This is a genomic window from Candidatus Soleaferrea massiliensis AP7, assembly GCF_000820765.1.
Lineage (GTDB): Bacteria > Bacillota > Clostridia > Oscillospirales > Ruminococcaceae > Soleaferrea > Soleaferrea massiliensis.
Genome location: NZ_CCYH01000004.1, coordinates 85,197 through 105,059 on the forward strand (window position 1 = coordinate 85,197; position 19,863 = coordinate 105,059).

The following is a 19,863-nucleotide window of genomic DNA, read 5'->3' on the forward strand; positions in this document are numbered from 1 at the left end:
TGGATATAGGCCCTATACTTATATCTATAAAGAGAGCGGGCGACCGCAGGGATGGACGGCAGCTTCTTCAAGCTCCGGCGTTCCGCCGCTGACCATCCAACCGCGGCAATCTACCGGAAAGGAGGATGAAAGACCCGACCGCACAGAGAGCAACAAACAGACAAAAAGAGAAAGAGGGTTATGATATTGAAGAAAATATCCGTTACAGCCGGCCTTCTGGCAAGCGTCATCGCACTGACAAGCTTCAGCTTCGGTCCGTATATGGCGTCGGCACAGGAAACATCCGGAGAAGGAACCGTTTCCCCAAACGGCCGCAACAGCATTGTGTTTTATCTGGACGATGCCGGTGCGCCGACCTATCGGGTGCAGCGGGACGGCAGCACGCTGATGGAGGATTCCACCCTCGGCTTCGAGCTGGATGCCGGGAACGGCGGCCTGCTGACCGAGGGGTTTGAACTGCTTGAGACCAGAACCGATGCGGTCAACGAGCAGGAGACGCCGGTTTGGGGCTTTGAAGAGACACTTTACAACCACTACAACGAAACCACCTACTGCCTGGCGGAGAAGGACGGCCTTAAACGCAGGGTCAACGTGATCCTGCGCGCCTATGACACCGGCGTCGCGTTCCGCTATTATTTCCCGGAACAAGACGCGCTGTCCGCCTTTAAGATCATGAATGAAAAATCCACCTTCCAGCTTCCGGCCGGCACAAAGGCGCTGATCCATGACGGATGGAGCCAGGGCATCCCGGTCGAAAAGGATGTCTCGCAGTTCTCCAGCACCAACATGCGCACGCCGATGACCTTCCTCTATGAAAATGGCACGGCCGCGACGCTGCATGAGGCGAGCCTCTACGACTATGCGCGCATCCAGCTTTCGGCGGTTTCCGGACAGCCCGGCAAGCTGGTAACCAACATCAAGTGGGCGAAAAACACCTCCTGGCCGGCGCCGTCCTATGATCCGCCGACCGGCGACTATGTAAACGCGCGCACCGACTACTACACGCCCTGGCGGCTGCTGATCATCAGCGACAGCCAGATCGGGCTTTTGGAGAACAACAGCCTGATCTACAACCTGAACGATCCGTGCAAAATGGAGGACACCTCCTGGATTACAGCCGGCAAGACCCAGATGTGCTACGATATGACGGCTGCGGGCATCAAGAAGGCGATCGACTTCGCGGTGTTCCAGAACGACCAGTATGTGCTGATCGATTCGGGATGGTACGGCACCGAGGACGACCGCACCAGCGACCCGAACAAGGTCAAGCCAGGTGAAAACTACCTGTATTCAAGCCATGAGCCGCCGTCGAAGGTTTACGTCGACTTCGAGATGGAGGACATCATGGCCTACGCCAGGGAGAAGGGCGTCAAGATGATCTTTTATGTCAACCACATCGCGCTGGAGGACTACGATCTTGAGACGCTGTTCACCACCTATGAAAACTGGGGCATCGCGGGCGTCAAATTCGGCTTCATCAACTATGGAAGCCAGTACTGGACCAACTGGTTCAAGGATGCCGTCGAGATTGCGGCGAAGCATCACATTGCGGTGGTCGCGCATGACGAGGACGTCTCAACCGGCTTTGAAAGGACCTATCCGAACCTGCTTTCTCTGGAGGGCATTCTGGGCGACGAGGGAAACGTCACCGCGTCGGACGACCTCAAGAGCCTGTTTACCCGGTCGGTTGCGAACAACGCCGACCACACCTATTTTACAAATCCCGGCAGAAAATCCACCGCCTTCAACGTCGCGCTGCCGCTGTTCTTCTACTCCGGCGGACAGGCGCTGTTCTGGGAGGGGGCGAATCCGGATACGACCAACGAGAAGCGCAACGCGCAGCTCAAGTTCTGGCGCGATATGCCCGGCAGCTACGATGAAGTTCTGCCGATCGAAGGCGAATTCGGCAGATATGCGACCCTTGCGCGCCGCGCGGGCGACGAATGGTTCTTGGGCAGCATCAATTCCGATGAACGGGATTTGAGCCTTGCATTCGATTTCCTCGGGGAGGGCAAGTATGTCGCGGAGTTCTATGCAAGCCCGGAAGATGCCATCGAAACCTCCCGCGAGGTGCTGCTTTCCAAATACATTGTGGACAGCGAGACGGTCTACAGCCAGCATATGCCGCTTTCCGGCGGACTGGCCATTCATTTTTATCCGGCAAGCGACGAGGAGATTGCAAGCATCCCGGACTTCATGAAGCTGACGCTGCAGCAGACCATCGATCTTGCGAAGTCCAGACTGGGAGGCGCTTATACAACCCGCAGCAAACGGGAGCTTACCGCCGCCATTGAAGAAGCGCAGGCGGTCTATGAGGATCTGGGCGCGACCAAAGAACAGGTCAACGAAGCGTCGGCAGCGCTTTCAGAGAAGATCGATGCCCTGAGGAGCGCGAACATCCTGTCGGATTGGATTTCTCAGTCCGAGATGCGCGTTGTGTCCACATCCTCCCCGGGCGCGGAGGGACCTGCGTCGAATATGCTGGACGGCAGCGAAAACAGCATCTGGCATTCCTACTATAAATGGGAAGGCTCGGCGGAGACGGTCAAGGAGAAGCCGCCGCATTGGGTGATTGTGGATTTGGGAAGCGAGCAGGTGGTGACCGAGGTTTCACTGATCAACCGTCCGGAGGGCGGTCATCACAACGGTATCTTCCTGGATGCCGAAATCTACACCAGTATGGACGGCGAAGCCTTCACACTGGCAGGGACCGTGACTTGGCCGGAGGCGACCGGCGCGCGTTCGGTATCCATCCAGCCTACCGCCGCACGCTATGTCAAGGTGGTTGCGACCCGTACCGTCAATGACTACGGCGTCATCGCCGAATTCAACGTCAAAGCGTCCCCGCTCAGCGAGTCGGTCGGCATGATTGCCCGCGCGGAATACCTGCGCCCGCTCCTGCCGCAGGAGATGCAGGACGCACTGAATGAAGAGATTCTGAAGGTATACGATTTCATCGAAAACGGCGGCGTCAAAGAGGATGAGGCGGCAGCCATTGCGCCGCTGGCCGCGATGATTGCCCAATTCGAAGAGGATATGGCGACCATCTCCGGTATCCGCATCGACGGCGTGCCGCTGATGGGATTCGCGCTGGACAAGGAGGTATATACCATCCCGGTCACCGATGCTTCGGCGGCGGTTCCGGTCGTCAGCGCCGATAAGGAAAACGAGTATGTGAACCTTTCGATCGAACAGGCCTGGGCGGTTCCGGGCGACGCGGTCGTCACGGTCCAGAACAAAGCGGGCAGCACCTATACCTATACGCTGCGCTTCCGCGCGTCACGCACCGATTATCTCAGCGATCTCGACTGGGTCAGCGCGCGCAGCGACGTGCAGGAACTGTATGGCGACAAGAACGGCGTGCGCCGGGATTATTCCTATGAAGGCCCGCTGGCGCTGAATATCAACAATGAAATCCGGCAGTTCAGCAAGGGCATCGGCATGCACGCGAACGCCGAGGCAGTCTATGACCTGGAGGGGCTTGACTACACGACCTTCGAGAGCTATATCGGCGTCAACGCGGTCAAGGCAAGCACCGATATCCGTCCATCCGTGACCTTTGAAGTCTGGGGCGACGGCGTACTGCTGTATGACAGCGGCATGATGGGATATCAGACCCCGGCGAAGTTCATCAGCCTGGACATCACCGGCGTCAGGGAGCTGAAGCTGGTGGTCACCGATGGAAACGGCGACATCAGCGCCGACCATGCGAACTGGTGCGACACGCGCCTTGTTTCGGTCGATTCCGCTCCCGCCATCCGACGCGGCGATGTGGACGACAGCGGCAGCGTCGGCGTGGCGGACCTTCTGCAGATCAAGCAGATGATCCTGCGCGCAAGCGGCACCGACCGCCAGCACAAAGCGGCGGATGTCAACCGCGACGGTGTGCTCAACATCTTTGACCTGGTTCTCCTGAAGCTCGACATATTAAAAGGAACGGTCTGAAACGTCTGAGCATGCACAGCAATGAACAACGGAAAAGGGAGAGTGGCGCAGCCATTCTCCCTTTTTTCGCCGCTGCCATGGCGAAACGATTCACAGAAAGCGGGCACAGGCTTTGGAGGAACACGCTATTCTTCTCCAAAGCGTTTCAGCATGCTTTCCCTATGTACCTTTAAAAGCTCTTCCGGAATATCGACCGTGATGCAGGACAGGCACTGTCCCCGTGTGTCCAGCGCAATCCGCTCCAATATACAGTGGTTTTCCGCCCAATCGACACAAAACTGATTTTCACAGCATGAACAGCGCTTGTCCGGCAGATGTTTCATAATCTTCACGCCTATATCAATGTGGGGAATGTGTACCTCTTACATAGGATGATTATATGCCCCATAATATCAATATACAGGTGTTTTTGATAAATGAGGTGAACGTATGATCGTTTTTACAAAGCTTTGGGAGACCATGGAGGAAAAGGGCGTTACCACTTATATGCTTCGCGAACAGTACAATGTGGACAGCCGGACCATCCGCCGGCTCAGGGCGAATCAAAATGTCACAACCAACACGCTGAACAGGCTCTGCCGGATACTGGACTGCGGCCTTGATCAGATCGCGGGCTATGAACCTGATGTGACGACTGCTGAACAGATATGACAGGTAGGCCGGCATGGATTCTGCATGCTTTTCAGGATGGTATCTCCATTCCATCCGTTACGCTGGCGTTATGATATGTATGGAATATCGGTTCCTGATGGAATAATCCCGCCGGGGAGAAGTTTTCCCCGTGAAAGAGAATGCCCCCGGCCGGCATGCTTACACCGGCCAGGGGATTATCAAGCAACTTTACTTATTTGATGGATTCTTCGTAAGCCTGGATCATCTTTTTGACCATCTGGCCGCCGACGCTTCCTGCCTCACGAGAGGTCAGGTCGCCATTGTAACCCTGCTTCAGGTTCACGCCAACTTCGTTAGCAGCTTCCATTTTGAAACGGTCCATTGCTTCTCTAGCCTGAGGAACTACGAGATTGTTACTAGAAGAATTAGAATTAGCCATTGTAACTTGCACTCCTTGAATTTCTTTTAAATTTTTTTTCTCGGTTGCGTTTGCTTTATTATTTTGTCACGAGGTTCCTTTAATATTACAGGGAAGTTTTTCTTAAAAATCCATTTTTTCGACCGAACCCTGCTTCTCACTCAACAGCAGGATGGCGTTCAGTACAAGGATAGAATACAGGTCGGCGTTGGAGATGCGGCGAATCGGAATCTCAACAGGCTCGATCATTGTACCCATCAGCGAACGGATGCTGCGCTGCAATGCGACGACGGTGCTTTCACCGGTGTAGCTTGAGACGCTGACAATGTCTTTCAAAGACAATCCGCAGGTGATGGTGTTCAGTTCATTCTCTTTGATAAAGTCGATCGCCCAATTGTTTTCCGAATTGATAATGGAGACATGCTGCCGGTTTTTGCAGGGTCTGACATCAAAAGCGCCGGAGTCCTTGAACACGACGATGGTGTGTTCATTTAAGATATCCAGCGGATGGTCGGTTTCATAGATCAGAAAATCAGCCTGGCTATCGCGCATATCGATGTACTGGTCATTGAGAAAGCTGCAGGAAAATTGCTTCGCAAAATTTTTTTTGAGACAATTGAAGATTTTTTTATCCTGCAGGTTTCCATATAAGATGATGTTGATCAAAAGAACGCCTCCAAAACGCAAGGTATTTTGATGGATAGATACGGATAGTATTTGTTTTTATTTGGTAAATATGAATGCTTGAAAAAATTTACGGAAGTATTGATACAAAAATCTACGAATTGGACCGGCTGATACAACAGATTGATTTTCAAAAATCTGTTGATGTACAACGATTTGGCGGTATGAGAAATAGGAGGATGTCACGGCATCGGCGGTTTTATATTGATACAGCGAAGCTGACTGAAACGAAATGCGGTCAATTACCGGGATATTGTTGTCAGAGAGGACAATGGCACTCCAGTCTGGGGATGTTATCAAGCGGAAAAATGGAAAAGGCGTACAGGTATTTACCTGTACGCCCTTTCAGCCTGTCAAAGAACCCGTGATTGGCATGAGCCAAACACGGGTTCTTTTGTGTTTTATCGTCCAAACGCCGGAAAATATAATGGAAAAGATCGAGACCGCCTGATAACAGAAAATATGTTATTGAAAAGGCTGTAAAACCCACATGCATCAGGGTTTTACAGCCTTGTTCCTGGCGCGCCTAAGATGATTCGAACATCCGACCTACCGCTTAGGAGGCGGTCGCTCTATCCTGCTGAGCTATAGGCGCACAATGCACATACCGAACCTGTTTTCCGCAAATTTCCGACCGGACAGGACAAAGACAGACACGATATGCGAACTCTATATATTCTACTATGAATTGAGGAATCTGTCAACTCCAAACAAGAATTTCTTATCACTTTGCCATACCATTGATGTGCGGTAAAGAAGAAAAAGGGGCAGCAATAAACACTATCGGAATGATAGCTGAGCGGCTCCATTAAAACGGAACGACGGGAACCGCTCAGGCGTTTTTACATAGGACGAAGAAGCGATGCTTTTTTGGTAAGCTGCAGCAAAGGATTTTCTGAAAATATAGCTCCCACTGATATATCAGCCGATATGATATCGCTTCCCAGAGTAAGCTCGGCGGAGAACGCACCATTCTATGGCTGGCTGTTTCCATGAACGCAACAGCTATTCTAATCAGTATGCGCAGACTGGATGAAAACTTGGTTTCGATAGAAATCGCCGCAATGCAAACGCCAAATCTGCAATTTGATGGATATGTTTTTTTCAACGCGTTACATTTATTTTATTTTCAAAAGCGCATTTTACACTAAAATGGTTGTTAAACGCCGGTTTTCATTGACTTTTTAACCAAATTATAATAGAATACAAACTGTAGTTGTGCGCTTTATGAATAGGGGAATCAATAAATCCAATCCCCCCTATTTTTAAAAATGATACAATCATAAGGAGGAAGAAAAATGGAAAATTCAAGCACCAATACCAAACGGTCATTGATTGCGACCGGGCTGTCACTGCTGCTCTGCATCGCAATGCTGATCGGCACCACCCTTGCCTGGTTCAGCGATACCGTATCCAACAAGGGCAACCGTATTCAGGCAGGCAACCTTCAGATTGAGATGTACAAATACACCGGTCCTCAAGGCGAGCAGGCAAAATTGGGAGAAAATTGGACGCCAATTGACAATGAGACAAAGGATGACTTCATTTTTGGCGAGGATTTCAAAACCTGGGAACCCGGCATGGAGAAGACGATTTACCTTGCCGTGAAAAATGCAGGCACACTGAATCTGAAGTACAATCTGGATTTGACGGTAAACGAAAACAACCTGGCGGATGCGCTTTTGTTCGGCGCCGCAAGCTCGAAGGATACCGCGGCGGGACTTTCGGCTCCGGCGGCAGCGGCTGTTTCTTCGGTCATCGAGGATGGCAGAATCGCGGCTGTGCCCAATGGACAGCTGGATGAGTCTGAGGTGGAATACATCGCTTTGACCATTAAATTCGGCGAATCTGCCGGCAATACCTATCAGAACGCCCTGCTGGATCTGGATGTCATTTTGACCGCTACGCAGATGAACGGTGAAATCACAAAAGCTTACGAGCAGAGCGACATCGAACGGGCTGCTGTGAATTCGACGATCATTCTCATGAAGGATATCACGCTTGACAGTGACGTAACCCTTGGCGCGGTGAACCTCGACACCGGCGCATATGAGCTGAATCTGGGCAGCCATTCCCTGATCTTTGCGGATACCCAGAACTACACGACCGTCGATGTTGTCGGTAAATTCACCAGCGGTACCATCGTGCTGGACAACGCAAAAGGGCACTTCAATCTCACCGGTCTTCCGGGTACGGATGCGGACCTCAATATTCAGGATACCGACGCCCATTCAGCTTATATTTCCGGCACCTGGGGCAACATCACGGCGAACACCGGCGGCGCATATGAAGGTACCAACAGCAGCAAAGCGGACAGCGCCAAAGCAAATGTCATCATCCGCGCGGATGCCGTTGTTCAGGACGTCACCGCCAACGGCGGCGGCAGCATGTCCTATGAACAGGGCGCGGATATCCAGGGCACGGTAACAGGAAATCTCAACAGCACGGACGGATATCCGTTTGACGCCATCTTCCTGAATCCGGGCGACAATTTGGCGACAAAGCTGAACGCGAGCAATGCGCCGGACGGCTCCGTTATTTATTTGAGAGAGGGAACCTACAATGTAGGGGCGACGATTTCCATTTCTACCAGCATTACCGTCATAGGCGAAGGCAATGTGGTGATTCAGAAGCAGAGCGGCTACAGCGATGGAAATCGGCATGTGATCAACTGCACAAGCTCCGTTCCCGGCCGAGAGAACAGAATCAAGGTTGTTTTCAAGAACATCACAGTTGACGGCGGTCGTTTTATGTCTTCGGGTAACAAGACCACTGCGGGCATTCAGTCGATCAGAAATGCAGCGGTCTATCTCTATGATGTGAAGGTTCTCAACTGTACAGCCGGCGCTCTGCTCATAAACGCAAAGAACACCTTATCGGACAACTCATTGACCGATGCGTACATCTTCGCGGATGGTTTGTACACTGACAGTGGATATTTCGCCGCTGTCGACGGGGCAAAAGGCACTGGTACCAATGCCTATTTCTACTACAATAATTGGACGAGGAAGGAAACTCTTGCGAGCATGTCTGTTACCAAGGTAGAAGCACCTGCAGAAGCGTGGCCGAATCCGTGGGCTTGACCATTTTCCTCTTCCACAACGGAAGATGATCAAAATTCTACAAGCCTAAATGATTCCATTAAACGGTAAGTTTGATTCATATTGTCATGAAAACGAAAAGCAAGCTCCGGCAATACAGTTGGAGCTTGCTTTTCTTATGCCCGTTTTATACGAAATATCATGCTCATACAATTTATTATGTAGCATTCGTTTTCAATAATCTTTGAGAAAATCCATATTCAATCGCAGATATGCTGGAATGAAGGGTCGCAGTGCCTTTGAGCTTTCTGTATATTGAGAAAAATCATCGTAAAAGAACAATGGTTGCCCGGCATCCTGTTTTCAGCGAACCGAAGCTATCTGCGATACCTGCGGGCTTTCCGGATTGGACGATCCGGCCTGTCCTCCATCAAGCGGCGGCAGCTGCAGAAGGCCGCAGAACAGCAGGATCGTCAGAACGATCAGTGCCGCCGCCCCGATCAGCGCCAGCACCCGCACCAGCGGATGACGGGGCGTCAGTTCTACCTCTCTTTCCAGAGACGCTTTCGTCTCCGCTTCCGGATGGGTCTGTTCGTTGTAATCCTCATGAGACATCTGTGCCATCATATTTCTCCTTCCAGTTCTGAACCGGTATTCTCCAAAGCCTATACGCTTCTGTTTTCCAAATCCGATACTTTCCCAATGGTTGTTCTGCCGCACAGTAAGGGGGCTACCGCTTGGATGCTTTCAGTGCATTCATCTTCTCCTCCAGTGACTGCTGCTGCACGGTCAGACCATGGATGCTTTCGGTGATATCCTCTGTGCCGATCAGCGGGATGCTGCCGCGGAAGCCGGAAGCATACTGATCCAGCGCGCTTTTTAAGGCGCTCATAAACCGTTCCTGCTCTTTTTTCAGGTTGTGCATCAGCGTATCGGTGATGCTGCTGGAAAGCAGCGCATACATGCGCCGACGGAAGCCGTTGCCGCGTTTTTGGAAGGAAAATTTCTGGGTGCGGTACTCGACCTGACGCACGCCCTCAAAGATGTTGGCCACATTCCATTTGACGACCGAAACCGCGGCACGTACTTTTCCATAGTCGTTCTGGGCGCAGAGAATACGGTTGATCTCCTGCAGATAGGCCGCGATGTCCGGGTACAGCGCGGTATAGACATCCACGCGGATGGACTGCATGTCGTGCAGCCGCATACCGTTCTGCAGCTTGAGCCGGCAGCTCGCCGCAAGATTTGCCAGCCCCTTCTCCTTGACGGCAAAAAACTCGACCCTTTCGGTGAAGGTGCGGTAAAGCTCCCTGGACACCCGTTCGGCCGACGAGATGCGGTCCTGCCGGGAGTGGTTTGTCCGTTCCAGCATCTCGGCCATCTGCCGCTTGCGTTCGATCAGCTGACGGTTGCGGCCGGCCATGCCGTCCAGCAATGCGCAGCGGCGGGAGACGCGCAGCCGTGAAAAAAACTGCTGCGTCCTCGCCGACATTTCCTGCATGAGACGCTCCATCGCGCGTTCATCCGGCCTGCGCAGACCGCCGGCAAACACAAAGATGCTTTCATCAAACGGCGGATAGGGGGAGGTGAGCGGCTGCAGGTTGTCCCGGATGCTTTGCTTCTGTTTGGATTCCGCATCCGGCACGGCGAACAGATAATTGCTGTAGAAGCTGCGTCTCAAAAGGCTGTGCAGCTTGCGCAGCTGCCAGATACGGCCGCGCTTTCCGTCGCTGCCCGCGTCGGACGGATTGGTCAGCGCCAGCAGCGGCGGGATGCAGATCATCGACAGGTCGGCCGACAGCATATCGTTGGTGAAGGCCGTATCGTTAGAAGTGGCCGAGAGCGGCGCTGGAAGCACAATGTTTACACGCGCGGGGAGGTTCTCAATCGGCAGGCCGATCAAAACGGTCTCGAGCGGATGCTCCTCAGATATTTCAATGAGACTGTCCTTGGCAAGCAGATAATCGCCCAGCTCCTCAAAGGTGCAGTTGCGGTTTTTGCCGTCCCGAAAGAAAAGCTGTACCACCGGGCGTTCGCTGCGGTACAGGACCACGCGCGCATACAATTCGGACACAAACTGCGCGGGATACCATTCGGAAGCAAACAATCGGCGCAGCAGTGAAAAACGATCCTCGTTGTGGATACAGCAGAGTGTCAGCTGATAATAATCCCGCTCTGCGCAGGCGGATGCATATTCATACTGTTTGATAAGGTGATAAAGATGATTCCCGGTCAGCGCTGCAGACATGTCCGAAACCTCCTTGATGCCCATTGTTGGAAAAAGATTTCAATTTCTCTCCATTATACAGCTATTATAACGCAAATGGAATCGAAAAGCTTCTGATTTTTATAAATTTTTATCAGAAGTATGCGGTCTGCCGCGTCAAAAAAGTTGTTGACAAAATTCAGCGTTTATTATATAATAATATTCACGTTACCAAGAGACTGTCATCGAGGCGTAGCTCAGTTTGGTAGAGTGCTTGGTTTGGGACCAAGATGCCGCAGGTTCGAGTCCTGTCGCCTCGACCAAAACCAGCTGAGACAAGAAGAATTTGTCCGGCCTGCATGGTTTTTTATTCAAATTCTTCTGTAAAAGTTAAAAAATATGTTGACAATTGTCGCGTGGTATGGTAAAATGAATACCGCTGTGGTAAGTGGACAACTATGCTGGTGTAGCTCAGTTGGTAGAGCAGCTGATTTGTAATCAGCAGGTCGGGGGTTCGAGTCCGTCCACCAGCTCCATCATTTAATTGAATATGGGAGAGTTCCCGAGTGGCCAAAGGGAACAGACTGTAAATCTGTCGTCAATGACTTCGGTGGTTCGAATCCACCCTCTCCCACCAAGTGAAAAGTTATATTTCAAATTTTTGAAATATAACTTTTTTGTATTTTCATCTACCTGTACAGAGCACAAAGATGATTATTATATAATGTTTTTATAAAGATGGTAAAATGGTGTTGAAGAACATTTTCTCAATGTTATAACAAAAAGGAGGATCGCAGAATGACCGAGAATAAACCATATACCCAAAATGATCACGAAGAGTTTACGGTTTACATTTTCAATGCAAAAGATGATCTTCGCTTTTCTGTTATGAAAAACTGTTTTGATCTATCCGACACAGATGTATACCAAACAATTTCTGAAGAATTTAAAATACTGAAACAACGGCTTAGTTTCAAAGGTGTGTCCTATGAATCTATGAAAGGGGCACTTCTTCCAAATCAGGATAAGGGGAAATTTGAGACTTGTTTCATATTTGATTCGGCACAAATTGAAGATAATTGTTATGGGGATATGATATTTTCAAAATTACTTCCGTTACTTGATAAAGACAGCGTTTACAGCGTCCTGTGCGGCGATTATATCGATATTCTCAGCAACATCTCCGATTCCCAACTTTGTCTTAGATCAGCGATGAATGATGTTATTGCAAGATGTCAAAAAACAAGATTCCAGCACAGCAGCCAATATTTTTTGGTATACTTTAATCGTTTGACTGGCTCCCAGCGCTGGCGCATTGTTGAAGAATTGATGAAATATCCTTGGTTTACTGGATTTGCAGATTTGACACGTCATTCTCTTTTCAAAACCTACATTTCATGTGTTTTGACTCAAGCTTTTGTAAAGTGCCGTAATCAAATAATTGCTTCTCATCAAACCGACTATTCTGATGATGAAAATGTCAATATGCTGGGATATCCTTTTGAAGAAAATGGTTATCGCTTTATCAGCATAAACGAAGATAGTTTCTCACCTTTTTTGTGTTACAAAATTGAAGCTGATGTTTCTGATGAAACGGATATAGGTTTTTCATTCAATACACTGTTTCCCAAATTTAATTCCGTTGATAAATTAAAATTAAAAATTGATGATAAGAAATGGAACGATTACCTTATGGACGAGAGCAAGAAAGGGCCGATACTTAGTACATTAGGCTATGATATAGAGGACAAAGAAACATTCATTCGTGAAATTTACAAAAAAATATGTTCTAGTTATATTTATAAGCTTGAACGCAAATTATACGATGAAAAATGGGTGTGGAAATTTTGTGTATGTGTTGATATGCCGACAGTCAACGGAAGCTACAGAAAAACTACGGTAGTCTTGAGGTATTTTCCAGATATAGGTGAAGTGCATGTCATTACTATCACATAACACAAAAACCTTTACAAATCTCTGCGTTAGAGCGGCATCTAAAATGTTCACCCTCTCCCACCATAAAATGTGATTGATTTTATAGTTGTTCACGTTTTAGGGACTCATGCAGGCTTGTAAGCTTTTTGGACTCAAATTCAAGCGATTTTAATCAGATACCCTTTCATATGATAGAAAAATAAAAATGCTTTGAAAAAATGTGGGGTTTCCGCCTGATGCTCAGGCTGGGACCTCGCTTTTTTATGTAATTTTGCTACAGTGAAAACCGCTGAATGTATCTTTTTCTTACCCGGCGGCAAACTAGAAACAGAAAAATAAAAAGGAGCATCATACTATGGTTGAACAGGATACCATTAAATTGCTGCGCGAGTGCGACGAAGGCATCAAAATGGGCGTAGCGTCCATTGATGAAGTTTTGGAGTATACACATCATGAGGCGCTGCGGGAAGCTCTCACCGGCTGCAAAGAGGAACATGATAAGCTGAAAAAGGAAATCCAGCTTCTTTTGGATGGATACCACGATGAAGGAAAAGATCCCAATCCCATGGCCAAGGGGATGTCGTGGATCAAAACCAACGTGAAGCTCAGCATGAACGACTCAGACAAAACCATCGCGGACTTGATCACGGACGGCTGCAATATGGGAGTCAAGTCTCTGAACCGTTATCTGAACCAATATGAAGCGGCGGACGAAACATCGAAGGATATCACCAAACGACTGATTCGTTTGGAAGAGCGGCTTGCTGTTGACCTGCGGCCATTTCTATAAAGAACAGAAAGGATAAAAAATTATGAAAGCGATTGTTTATGAAGGGATAAAGGATGTTCGGTTGGAGGAGGTAGCCGACCCCACGATTCAAAACGACGACGATGTGATAGTAAAGGTTACTTCAACTGCCATATGCGGTTCCGACCTGCACTTGATCCACGGCAGAGTCCCGGCCATGAAGCCGGGCTTTATCATGGGGCACGAGACCATGGGTATTGTGGAAGAAGCCGGAAAAGGTGTTGCCAACGTGAAAAAGGGCGACCGGGTCATTGTCCCCTTCCCGGTTGCCTGCGGCCACTGCTTTTTCTGTGAACACGGTCATTACAGCCAATGCGGCAATTCCAATCCAAACGGCGAAGCCGGCGGCCTGTTCGGCTACTCCGACGCTTACGGCGGCTACGCCGGAGGACAGGCGGAGTATTTGAGAGTGCCCTATGCCAATGTGGGACCGGTGGTGGTCCCGCAGGAGCTGAGCGATGAGCAGGTGCTGTTCCTGACCGACATCCTGCCCACCTCCCGCTGGGGCGTGGACATCGGCGGCGTCAAGCCGGGAGATACGGTTGTGGTGCTGGGCTGCGGCCCGGTGGGACTGCTCACCATCAAGTGGTGTATTTTGCTGGGGGCAAAACGGATCATCGCTGTGGACAGTGTGGACTACCGGCTCCGGCACGCTGAAAGCTATGGCGTAGAAACCATGAACTTCGAGGAGTATGACAATACGGGACTGGAAATCAAGGAACGAACGCACGGCGGCGCGGACGTGGTGATCGACTGTGTGGGTATGGACGGCAAAATGTCAGTGATGGAGAAGATGGAAGCGGCGCTGAAGCTGCAGGCCGGCTCCAAATCCGCCATTGAGATTTCCTCAGAGGCGGTGCGCAAATGCGGCACGGTGGCAATGGTGGGGGTATATGGCGGCCGCTATAACACCTTTCCGCTGGGAAATTTCTTTTCCCGCAACATCACCCTGAAAATAGGACAGTGTCCGGCCCAGGGCTATGTGAAGCCGATTCTGGAATCGATTCAAAAGGGCGAATTCGACGCCACGGACATCATCACCCACACGCTGAAGCTGGAGGAAGGCAGCCAGGGTTACTCCATTTTTGACAACAAAGAAGACGGCTGCATAAAGGTCATACTGAAACCGTAGACAGGACATGCGCTTCCTGAAAATGAGGGATTTCCCTCAAAAGAATCCCGATTCGGAAGCTGATGATGGTTGGGCAAACCCTTCCCTGCAGGCGGCATCAAAACGGCGGACTGTCCAAAAACGATGGGGCAATCGTCTATCCGCCTCTCCCATGAAAAGATGCAGGCTTTAACGTTGGCCCCTTTTTATATCATATTCCGCGCAGCGATGCGGCAGGCGAAACCGGCTGTTTTGGACAAGGGTATCCAAAACAGCCGGTTTTTCTTACCAAGACGATTAACAGTATATGGCGCTTACCCTCTCTGAAGAAACGCGTCCGATTTTTCACTTATAGAAATTCCCCCGTAAAACAGCTGCCGGATGTTATTTTATGGCGCGTACAGCTGAAAACAGGGCTTCCGCGGGGATAAAACGGGAATTAACCGATAATCGTGCTTGCAGAATGCCTTCTGGTTCTGTATAATAAGAATCATATAACTTACATCTGAACTTTGCAAAATGATTACGATGGGATGATAAGATGAAAAAAATGATTCTGCTGGTTGCGGCAGTTCTTATAATGACCAGTATCTTTCCAGCCGGCATCTCTGCGCAGTCACGGCGGACGGTGCGGGTGGCCTATCCGATTCAAGAGGGGCTTACCGATCTGGATGAGAACGGAAACTATACCGGCTATACCTATGAATATCTGGAAGAGATTGCGCAGTACACGGGGTGGGATTACGAGTTTGTACAGGTTCCCGGGCCGATCGATGAGAGCCTGACCGCCCTGATGAATATGGTGGAAACCGGCGAAGTGGATTTGATCGGTGGCCTGCTGTATCTGGAGGACTACGAGAAACGGTTCAATTATGCCAGCCACAGCTACGGCGTGGTGGAAACGGTCCTGCAGGTTTTGGCGGACAATACACAGAGCATTGTGGTCAACTCCCAGGTCCAGCAGAATTTCCGGATCGCTGTGACGAACAGGAACGGCAGGACCGCGCAGGAATTGAAGGATTACTGTAAGATGAACCTGATCACGCCGGAGTTTGTCGATTGTACGAGTCAGGAAGAGCAGATAGCCGCCATGCGCGAGGGGCGCGCGGACATGATGCTGAACACCAGCCTGAACTTTGCGGGGGGAATCCGCACCATTGCCCGCTTTTCTCCCAAACCGTTCTACTTTGCCGTGACCAAAAAGGACGACAGCGGACTGCTGGAAAAGCTCAACGAGGCGATTACCAGCATCGAGCAGACCGATTCGACCTTCTCATCGACGCTGTTCGATAAATACTTTGTCTCCGTAAACAATACCTTTATGCTGTCCGAAAAAGAAACGGATTATCTGCAGTCGGCCGGAACGCTGCGCGTAGGGTATCTGAACCGGCAGCCTCCGTTCCAGTATCTGTCGGAGGAGGGCGGTTTCCGGGGGATTGCTACCGATCTGTTGGAGACGGTGTCGCAGAAAACCGGCTTGAAATTTGAGTGCGTGGGTGTGGATACCACAGAGGAATTGTATCGCAAGGCGGGCGCCGGGGAAATTGATATGGTCGCCAGTATGCCCTACGACTATGATCTGGCGCGTGATCAGGAGCTTTCCATGACCCGGCCGTACCTCACAACGCAGTATGTTCTGCTTTCCAACAGGAGCAACGAGTCCATCACCGAAGAGGATCGTGAAGCGCAGGTGGAGATGAATGTGTATCCGCGGGGGCGGTCCGGAAAGGTGGTTTACTATGACACGATTGAGTCCTGCATCCAGGCCGTAGAAACCGGCGGAGCGGATTATACCGTTGTGGATGCGTATACCGCCCAGTATTACATCAATCAGCCCCGATTCGACAACCTGCGGCTGGTTCAGCAGGAATCCCAGCCGAGAAGGATCTGTCTCGGGGTGGTGAAGTCCACCCAGCGCGAGCTGCTGTCCATCCTCAACAAGGCGATTGTTACGATGCCGGAAGAGGATATTCAGGGAATTATCAATCAAAATGTCATCCAGCGGCAGCCCCTGTCCATGATGGATATCATTCGGGAGAATCCGATGGAATCCCTGCTGGTGGTCGGCGGCTTCCTGCTTCTGGTCATTGCGGGACTGCTCGTGATCCTGCGCCAGCGCGCAAAGATGAATAAAAAAACCTCCCTGGAACTGAAAAAGCATTTTCGCGTGTACGCGCTGATGAATGAATATTTTTATGAATATGATTTCCAGGCCGATGAGCTGCTTCTCTCCATTCCGCCGAAAAACGAAAAGAGCAAGCCGGAACTTGTGGTATGCAAAGCGCAGAATGAACAGGAAAGACAGTTCCAGGAGCCGTTTATGCAGCTGATCCGATCACAGGAGGACGGCGTCAGGGAGGTCTGTCTGCGTTATCTTGACGGGCAGTACCATTGGCTGCGCATTGCGCTCGAAACGGTCTATGACGACGACAAGCCAGCCTATGCGCTCGGCAAGATCCATGTCATCGACGATGAGCAGAAGGAGAAGGACGCGCTGCTCAGAAAAGCGCAGCTGGACAGCCTGACCCAGCTTTACAATGCCGAGACCTGCAGAAATATGGTGAAGGAGAGTCTGGCCGAACTGCGTGAACAGGAAAACGGGGCGCTGATCCTGGTGGATGTCGACCATTTCAAGCAGATCAATGATACCTATGGCCATATGCGCGGGGATGAGACGCTCGTCCGCATTTCGAAGCTGCTGCGGGACAATTTCCGGGATGAGGACATTGTCGGACGTCCGGGCGGAGATGAATTCCTGATCTATATGAGGCGGATCAAAAACAGGCAGGCCCTGTCGGAGAAGTGCGCCGCGCTGTGCGCCTGTGTGCGTGCGCTCGACCTGGAGGACGGCGTTCATCTTTCCATCAGCGTTGGAGCGGCAATGTCCGAATGCGGGGACGCGTATAATGCGCTTTACCAATGTGCGGACCAGGCGCTGTACCGTGCGAAAGAGCAGGGACGGGACGGCTTCAGCATTGTCCGCGGAGAAGCCGGCCGTCCGCAGTAAAACGTGCGAAATGGCTGCCTAAACATCCGAAACGGCCTTATCTGTTTATGCGTATGACGGTGCGGTTCCGTTCCAGAAAGAAATGGCCGAAGCCAGGCTCTTCTATAAATCTGCAGATCCCATACATAAAATAGGATGTCCCCTTGCCTGTCCCCGATTTTGAGATAGAACCATTTTTGTGCGCGCGCGGACAAATCGTATAAGAGACATGACAGGCCGGATAAGGCAGCAGACTGCAGGGTCTGCCGTTTTATCCGGCTTTTTTCTATTGGAGGGATTAGAGGGATGGATTGCATGGGAAGGTCAGAAGGATTTACATCCGGCATCCGAGCGTGGTATTCGGAGGTGTCCTGACCGGCTTTCTGGTGATGTTCGTACGTTTTTCACCAGGAAAAACACACGCAGGCGGGTATAGCCGTCCTGGCATCGGCACAAAGCTGCGAAAAATCGCCGTGATGCGAATTCCAATCTCCCGGGCTGACGCTGACGTGGGCGTTTTGGCCCCGCCGCTTAACCGTTTTTTTCTTTTGGCCGCGGCGAACCATGACGTTTGCCATTCGCTTCATGCCCCAAGCTGCAGCCGGCGAAATACCCACGCCCGCCTGTGCCGGCGGCTCCCATTACGACAATACCCCCCTTTCGAAACGCTTCGGAAGGGGGTGGTTTATCTACAGTACAACCTTGCGCACATTGTACCGTGCGCTGATCAATGCCCAATTCTGCTGGAACGGCCGCATCAGGTTCCAGTAAGCGCAGCCGCGCAGCTGGAATTCCTCCATCAGCTCAAATTTGGCTGCAATGCTGCGCACATCCTCAAACCAGACCACATGCTTTGTCCCGCGCCGGTCGTAATACTCAAAGAACGGGGACTGTGCCGCCGGGTCAAACAGAATCTGCGCGCCGTAACGCGCCGCGATCTGCACCGCGTATTCGTTTCCGATGGAGGTCGCGCGGGTGATGCCGCGTTCAAACGGGAGCGGCCAGTCGTATCCGTAGTTGGGAATGCCCATCAGAATCTTTTCGGATGGAATCTGCGTCACCGCGTAGTCGACCACCTCGCGCACCCGGTTCAGCGGCGCGACGGCCATCGGCGGGCCGTAGGTGTAGCCCCACTCATAGGTCATCAGCAGCACGGTGTCGGAAACCGCGCCCACCGCGGCATAATCGTGGGCCTCGTACAGCAGGCCGCGCTGCGCGGAGGAGATCTTCGGCGCCAGATCGGTGTTGACAAAGAAGCCTTCGGCATGCATACGGGCCGTCACGTTCTCAAGGAACTGGATGAACGCCTCGCTGTCCTGCGGCTCGATGTATTCGAAATCGATGTCCAGCCCGACGTAGCCCTTGCGGTTCATGACCGAGACAACCTGGTCCAGCACGCGGTTCTGCAGCTCGGTATTCTGAAACAGCATGCTGGCGCGCTCGCCGCTGAAGGTGCCGTCCTCGGTGATGGAGGAAAGCAGCATGACCGGCGCGGTTTTATATCGGTAGGCGATCCGGATGATCCATTCGTCGTCGATGTCGATCAGCTCGCCCGTTTCGGTAAACCCATAGCCGAAGATGGTGATGTAGGTCAGATACGGCAGACAGCGGGTCAGTACATCGCGGCGTATGTAGGGATAGGCGTATCCGTTGATCGTGAAGTCCCGGCGCTTCTCCTCGGTGAACCGGATGACAATGGTCTGTCCGGCCCGCAGCGACATGTTCGGCGTCAGGCTGGGGTTGTTCTGCAGCAGCACGGAAACCGTGGTGCCGTACCTTGCCGCAATGGAGGTCAGCGTGTCGCCCGGACGCACGGTGTACACCGTTTCGGGGATCAGGATGATGAGCGCCTGCCCAATCACCAGATTGTACGGGTTGATCAGGTTGTTGTCGCTGATGATCCGCTGCGCCGTGACGCCGTACCGCCGCGCTAGGTTCCCTATCGTATCGCCTCTTCGCACCACATGAATGACCATGCTCGCACCGCCTTTGACAGTTTTCTTTAACCCATTCTACGCCGGGGAGGTCCAATTGGTGCAGAGAAACCGGGCGAAGGATATTTGCGGAAAAGCCGCGCGGACAGGGCGGCAGACTTTCCCGATCGACTGGGTATGCCG

General features: G+C 51.4%; 13 protein-coding genes and 4 tRNA genes. 10 read left to right on the top strand and 7 right to left on the bottom strand.

Translation table 11 applies throughout. The features are described 5' to 3' along the window. The first annotated feature begins 180 nt into the window (after positions 1 to 180). Complete coding sequence (locus tag BN348_RS00695) at positions 181 to 3,945, top strand: glycoside hydrolase family 97 N-terminal domain-containing protein (RefSeq protein ID WP_082020709.1); 3,765 nt, start codon at positions 181 to 183, stop codon at positions 3,943 to 3,945. A gap of 125 nt (positions 3,946 to 4,070) precedes the next feature. Here BN348_RS00695 and BN348_RS00700 read toward each other — a convergent pair whose 3' ends face one another. Next, the gene (locus tag BN348_RS00700) at positions 4,071 to 4,268 is read right to left on the bottom strand and encodes a hypothetical protein (protein WP_156136355.1); all 198 of its coding nucleotides are present in this window, start codon (positions 4,266 to 4,268) and stop codon (positions 4,071 to 4,073) included. Positions 4,269 to 4,374: 106 nt separating this feature from the next. Between BN348_RS00700 and BN348_RS00705 the strand changes: the two genes are divergently transcribed. Then, complete coding sequence (locus tag BN348_RS00705) at positions 4,375 to 4,596, top strand: helix-turn-helix domain-containing protein (RefSeq protein WP_040195558.1); 222 nt, start codon at positions 4,375 to 4,377, stop codon at positions 4,594 to 4,596. Between the two features lie 193 nt (positions 4,597 to 4,789). On the opposite strand, the gene BN348_RS00710 is transcribed toward BN348_RS00705, so the two are convergent. From BN348_RS00710 to BN348_RS00725, 3 genes are all read right to left on the bottom strand, one after another. Next, complete coding sequence (locus BN348_RS00710) at positions 4,790 to 4,996, bottom strand: alpha/beta-type small acid-soluble spore protein (RefSeq protein WP_040195559.1); 207 nt, start codon at positions 4,994 to 4,996, stop codon at positions 4,790 to 4,792. A gap of 102 nt (positions 4,997 to 5,098) precedes the next feature. Then, entirely contained in the window at positions 5,099 to 5,641 is a 543-nt protein-coding gene (locus tag BN348_RS00715) for a hypothetical protein (RefSeq protein WP_040195560.1), read from the bottom strand. A 536-nt stretch (positions 5,642 to 6,177) separates the two neighbouring features. Next, positions 6,178 to 6,254: transfer RNA gene (locus tag BN348_RS00725), tRNA-Arg, on the bottom strand. Positions 6,255 to 6,957: 703 nt separating this feature from the next. Here BN348_RS00725 and BN348_RS00730 point away from each other — a divergent pair. Beyond that, the gene (locus BN348_RS00730) at positions 6,958 to 8,742 is read left to right on the top strand and encodes a right-handed parallel beta-helix repeat-containing protein (protein WP_040195562.1); all 1,785 of its coding nucleotides are present in this window, start codon (positions 6,958 to 6,960) and stop codon (positions 8,740 to 8,742) included. A 321-nt stretch (positions 8,743 to 9,063) separates the two neighbouring features. On the opposite strand, the gene BN348_RS00735 is transcribed toward BN348_RS00730, so the two are convergent. Together BN348_RS00735 and BN348_RS00740 are read right to left on the bottom strand one after the other, a co-directional pair. Beyond that, complete coding sequence (locus BN348_RS00735; protein ID WP_040195563.1) at positions 9,064 to 9,324, bottom strand: hypothetical protein; 261 nt, start codon at positions 9,322 to 9,324, stop codon at positions 9,064 to 9,066. Between the two features lie 106 nt (positions 9,325 to 9,430). After that, positions 9,431 to 10,948 carry a hypothetical protein gene (locus tag BN348_RS00740; RefSeq protein ID WP_040195564.1) on the bottom strand — a complete coding sequence of 506 codons (1,518 nt, stop codon included), beginning with the start codon at positions 10,946 to 10,948 and terminating at the stop codon, positions 9,431 to 9,433. Positions 10,949 to 11,152: 204 nt separating this feature from the next. Between BN348_RS00740 and BN348_RS00745 the strand changes: the two genes are divergently transcribed. The 7 genes from BN348_RS00745 (at position 11,153) to BN348_RS00775 (ending at position 17,767) form a co-directional block, all read left to right on the top strand. Next, positions 11,153 to 11,229, top strand: a tRNA-Pro gene (locus BN348_RS00745). 137 nt (positions 11,230 to 11,366) lie between these two features. Further along, positions 11,367 to 11,442, top strand: a tRNA-Thr gene (locus BN348_RS00750). A gap of 16 nt (positions 11,443 to 11,458) precedes the next feature. Continuing rightward, a tRNA-Tyr gene (locus tag BN348_RS00755) sits at positions 11,459 to 11,543 on the top strand. A 161-nt stretch (positions 11,544 to 11,704) separates the two neighbouring features. Next, positions 11,705 to 12,862: a hypothetical protein gene (locus BN348_RS00760; protein ID WP_040195565.1), complete on the top strand. Its 1,158-nt coding sequence runs from the start codon at positions 11,705 to 11,707 to the stop codon at positions 12,860 to 12,862. Between the two features lie 334 nt (positions 12,863 to 13,196). Continuing rightward, entirely contained in the window at positions 13,197 to 13,631 is a 435-nt protein-coding gene (locus BN348_RS00765) for a hypothetical protein (protein WP_040195567.1), read from the top strand. Between the two features lie 22 nt (positions 13,632 to 13,653). After that, positions 13,654 to 14,781, top strand: a complete 1,128-nt coding sequence (locus tag BN348_RS00770; protein WP_040195569.1) for a zinc-dependent alcohol dehydrogenase — start codon at positions 13,654 to 13,656, stop codon at positions 14,779 to 14,781. A 520-nt stretch (positions 14,782 to 15,301) separates the two neighbouring features. Further along, positions 15,302 to 17,767 (top strand): transporter substrate-binding domain-containing diguanylate cyclase, encoded by a 2,466-nt coding sequence (locus tag BN348_RS00775; RefSeq protein WP_040195570.1) that lies wholly within the window; start codon positions 15,302 to 15,304, stop codon positions 17,765 to 17,767. Positions 17,768 to 18,435: 668 nt separating this feature from the next. On the opposite strand, the gene BN348_RS00780 is transcribed toward BN348_RS00775, so the two are convergent. Then, complete coding sequence (locus BN348_RS00780; protein WP_040195571.1) at positions 18,436 to 19,722, bottom strand: glycoside hydrolase family 18 protein; 1,287 nt, start codon at positions 19,720 to 19,722, stop codon at positions 18,436 to 18,438. Between the last annotated feature and the right edge of the window lie 141 nt (positions 19,723 to 19,863).

What these genes read in the sequence shown, in the direction of transcription:
- BN348_RS00700 (WP_156136355.1), bottom strand. Translation starts at nt 4,268, where the DNA reads ATGAAACATCTGCCGGACAAGCGCTGTTCATGCTGTGAAAATCAGTTT.
- BN348_RS00775 (WP_040195570.1), top strand. Translation starts at nt 15,302, where the DNA reads ATGAAAAAAATGATTCTGCTGGTTGCGGCAGTTCTTATAATGACCAGT.
- BN348_RS00730 (WP_040195562.1), top strand. Translation starts at nt 6,958, where the DNA reads ATGGAAAATTCAAGCACCAATACCAAACGGTCATTGATTGCGACCGGG.
- BN348_RS00705 (WP_040195558.1), top strand. Translation starts at nt 4,375, where the DNA reads ATGATCGTTTTTACAAAGCTTTGGGAGACCATGGAGGAAAAGGGCGTT.
- BN348_RS00735 (WP_040195563.1), bottom strand. Translation starts at nt 9,324, where the DNA reads ATGGCACAGATGTCTCATGAGGATTACAACGAACAGACCCATCCGGAA.
- BN348_RS00770 (WP_040195569.1), top strand. Translation starts at nt 13,654, where the DNA reads ATGAAAGCGATTGTTTATGAAGGGATAAAGGATGTTCGGTTGGAGGAG.
- BN348_RS00780 (WP_040195571.1), bottom strand. Translation starts at nt 19,722, where the DNA reads ATGGTCATTCATGTGGTGCGAAGAGGCGATACGATAGGGAACCTAGCG.
- BN348_RS00695 (WP_082020709.1), top strand. Translation starts at nt 181, where the DNA reads ATGATATTGAAGAAAATATCCGTTACAGCCGGCCTTCTGGCAAGCGTC.
- BN348_RS00740 (WP_040195564.1), bottom strand. Translation starts at nt 10,948, where the DNA reads ATGTCTGCAGCGCTGACCGGGAATCATCTTTATCACCTTATCAAACAG.
- BN348_RS00765 (WP_040195567.1), top strand. Translation starts at nt 13,197, where the DNA reads ATGGTTGAACAGGATACCATTAAATTGCTGCGCGAGTGCGACGAAGGC.
- BN348_RS00710 (WP_040195559.1), bottom strand. Translation starts at nt 4,996, where the DNA reads ATGGCTAATTCTAATTCTTCTAGTAACAATCTCGTAGTTCCTCAGGCT.
- BN348_RS00760 (WP_040195565.1), top strand. Translation starts at nt 11,705, where the DNA reads ATGACCGAGAATAAACCATATACCCAAAATGATCACGAAGAGTTTACG.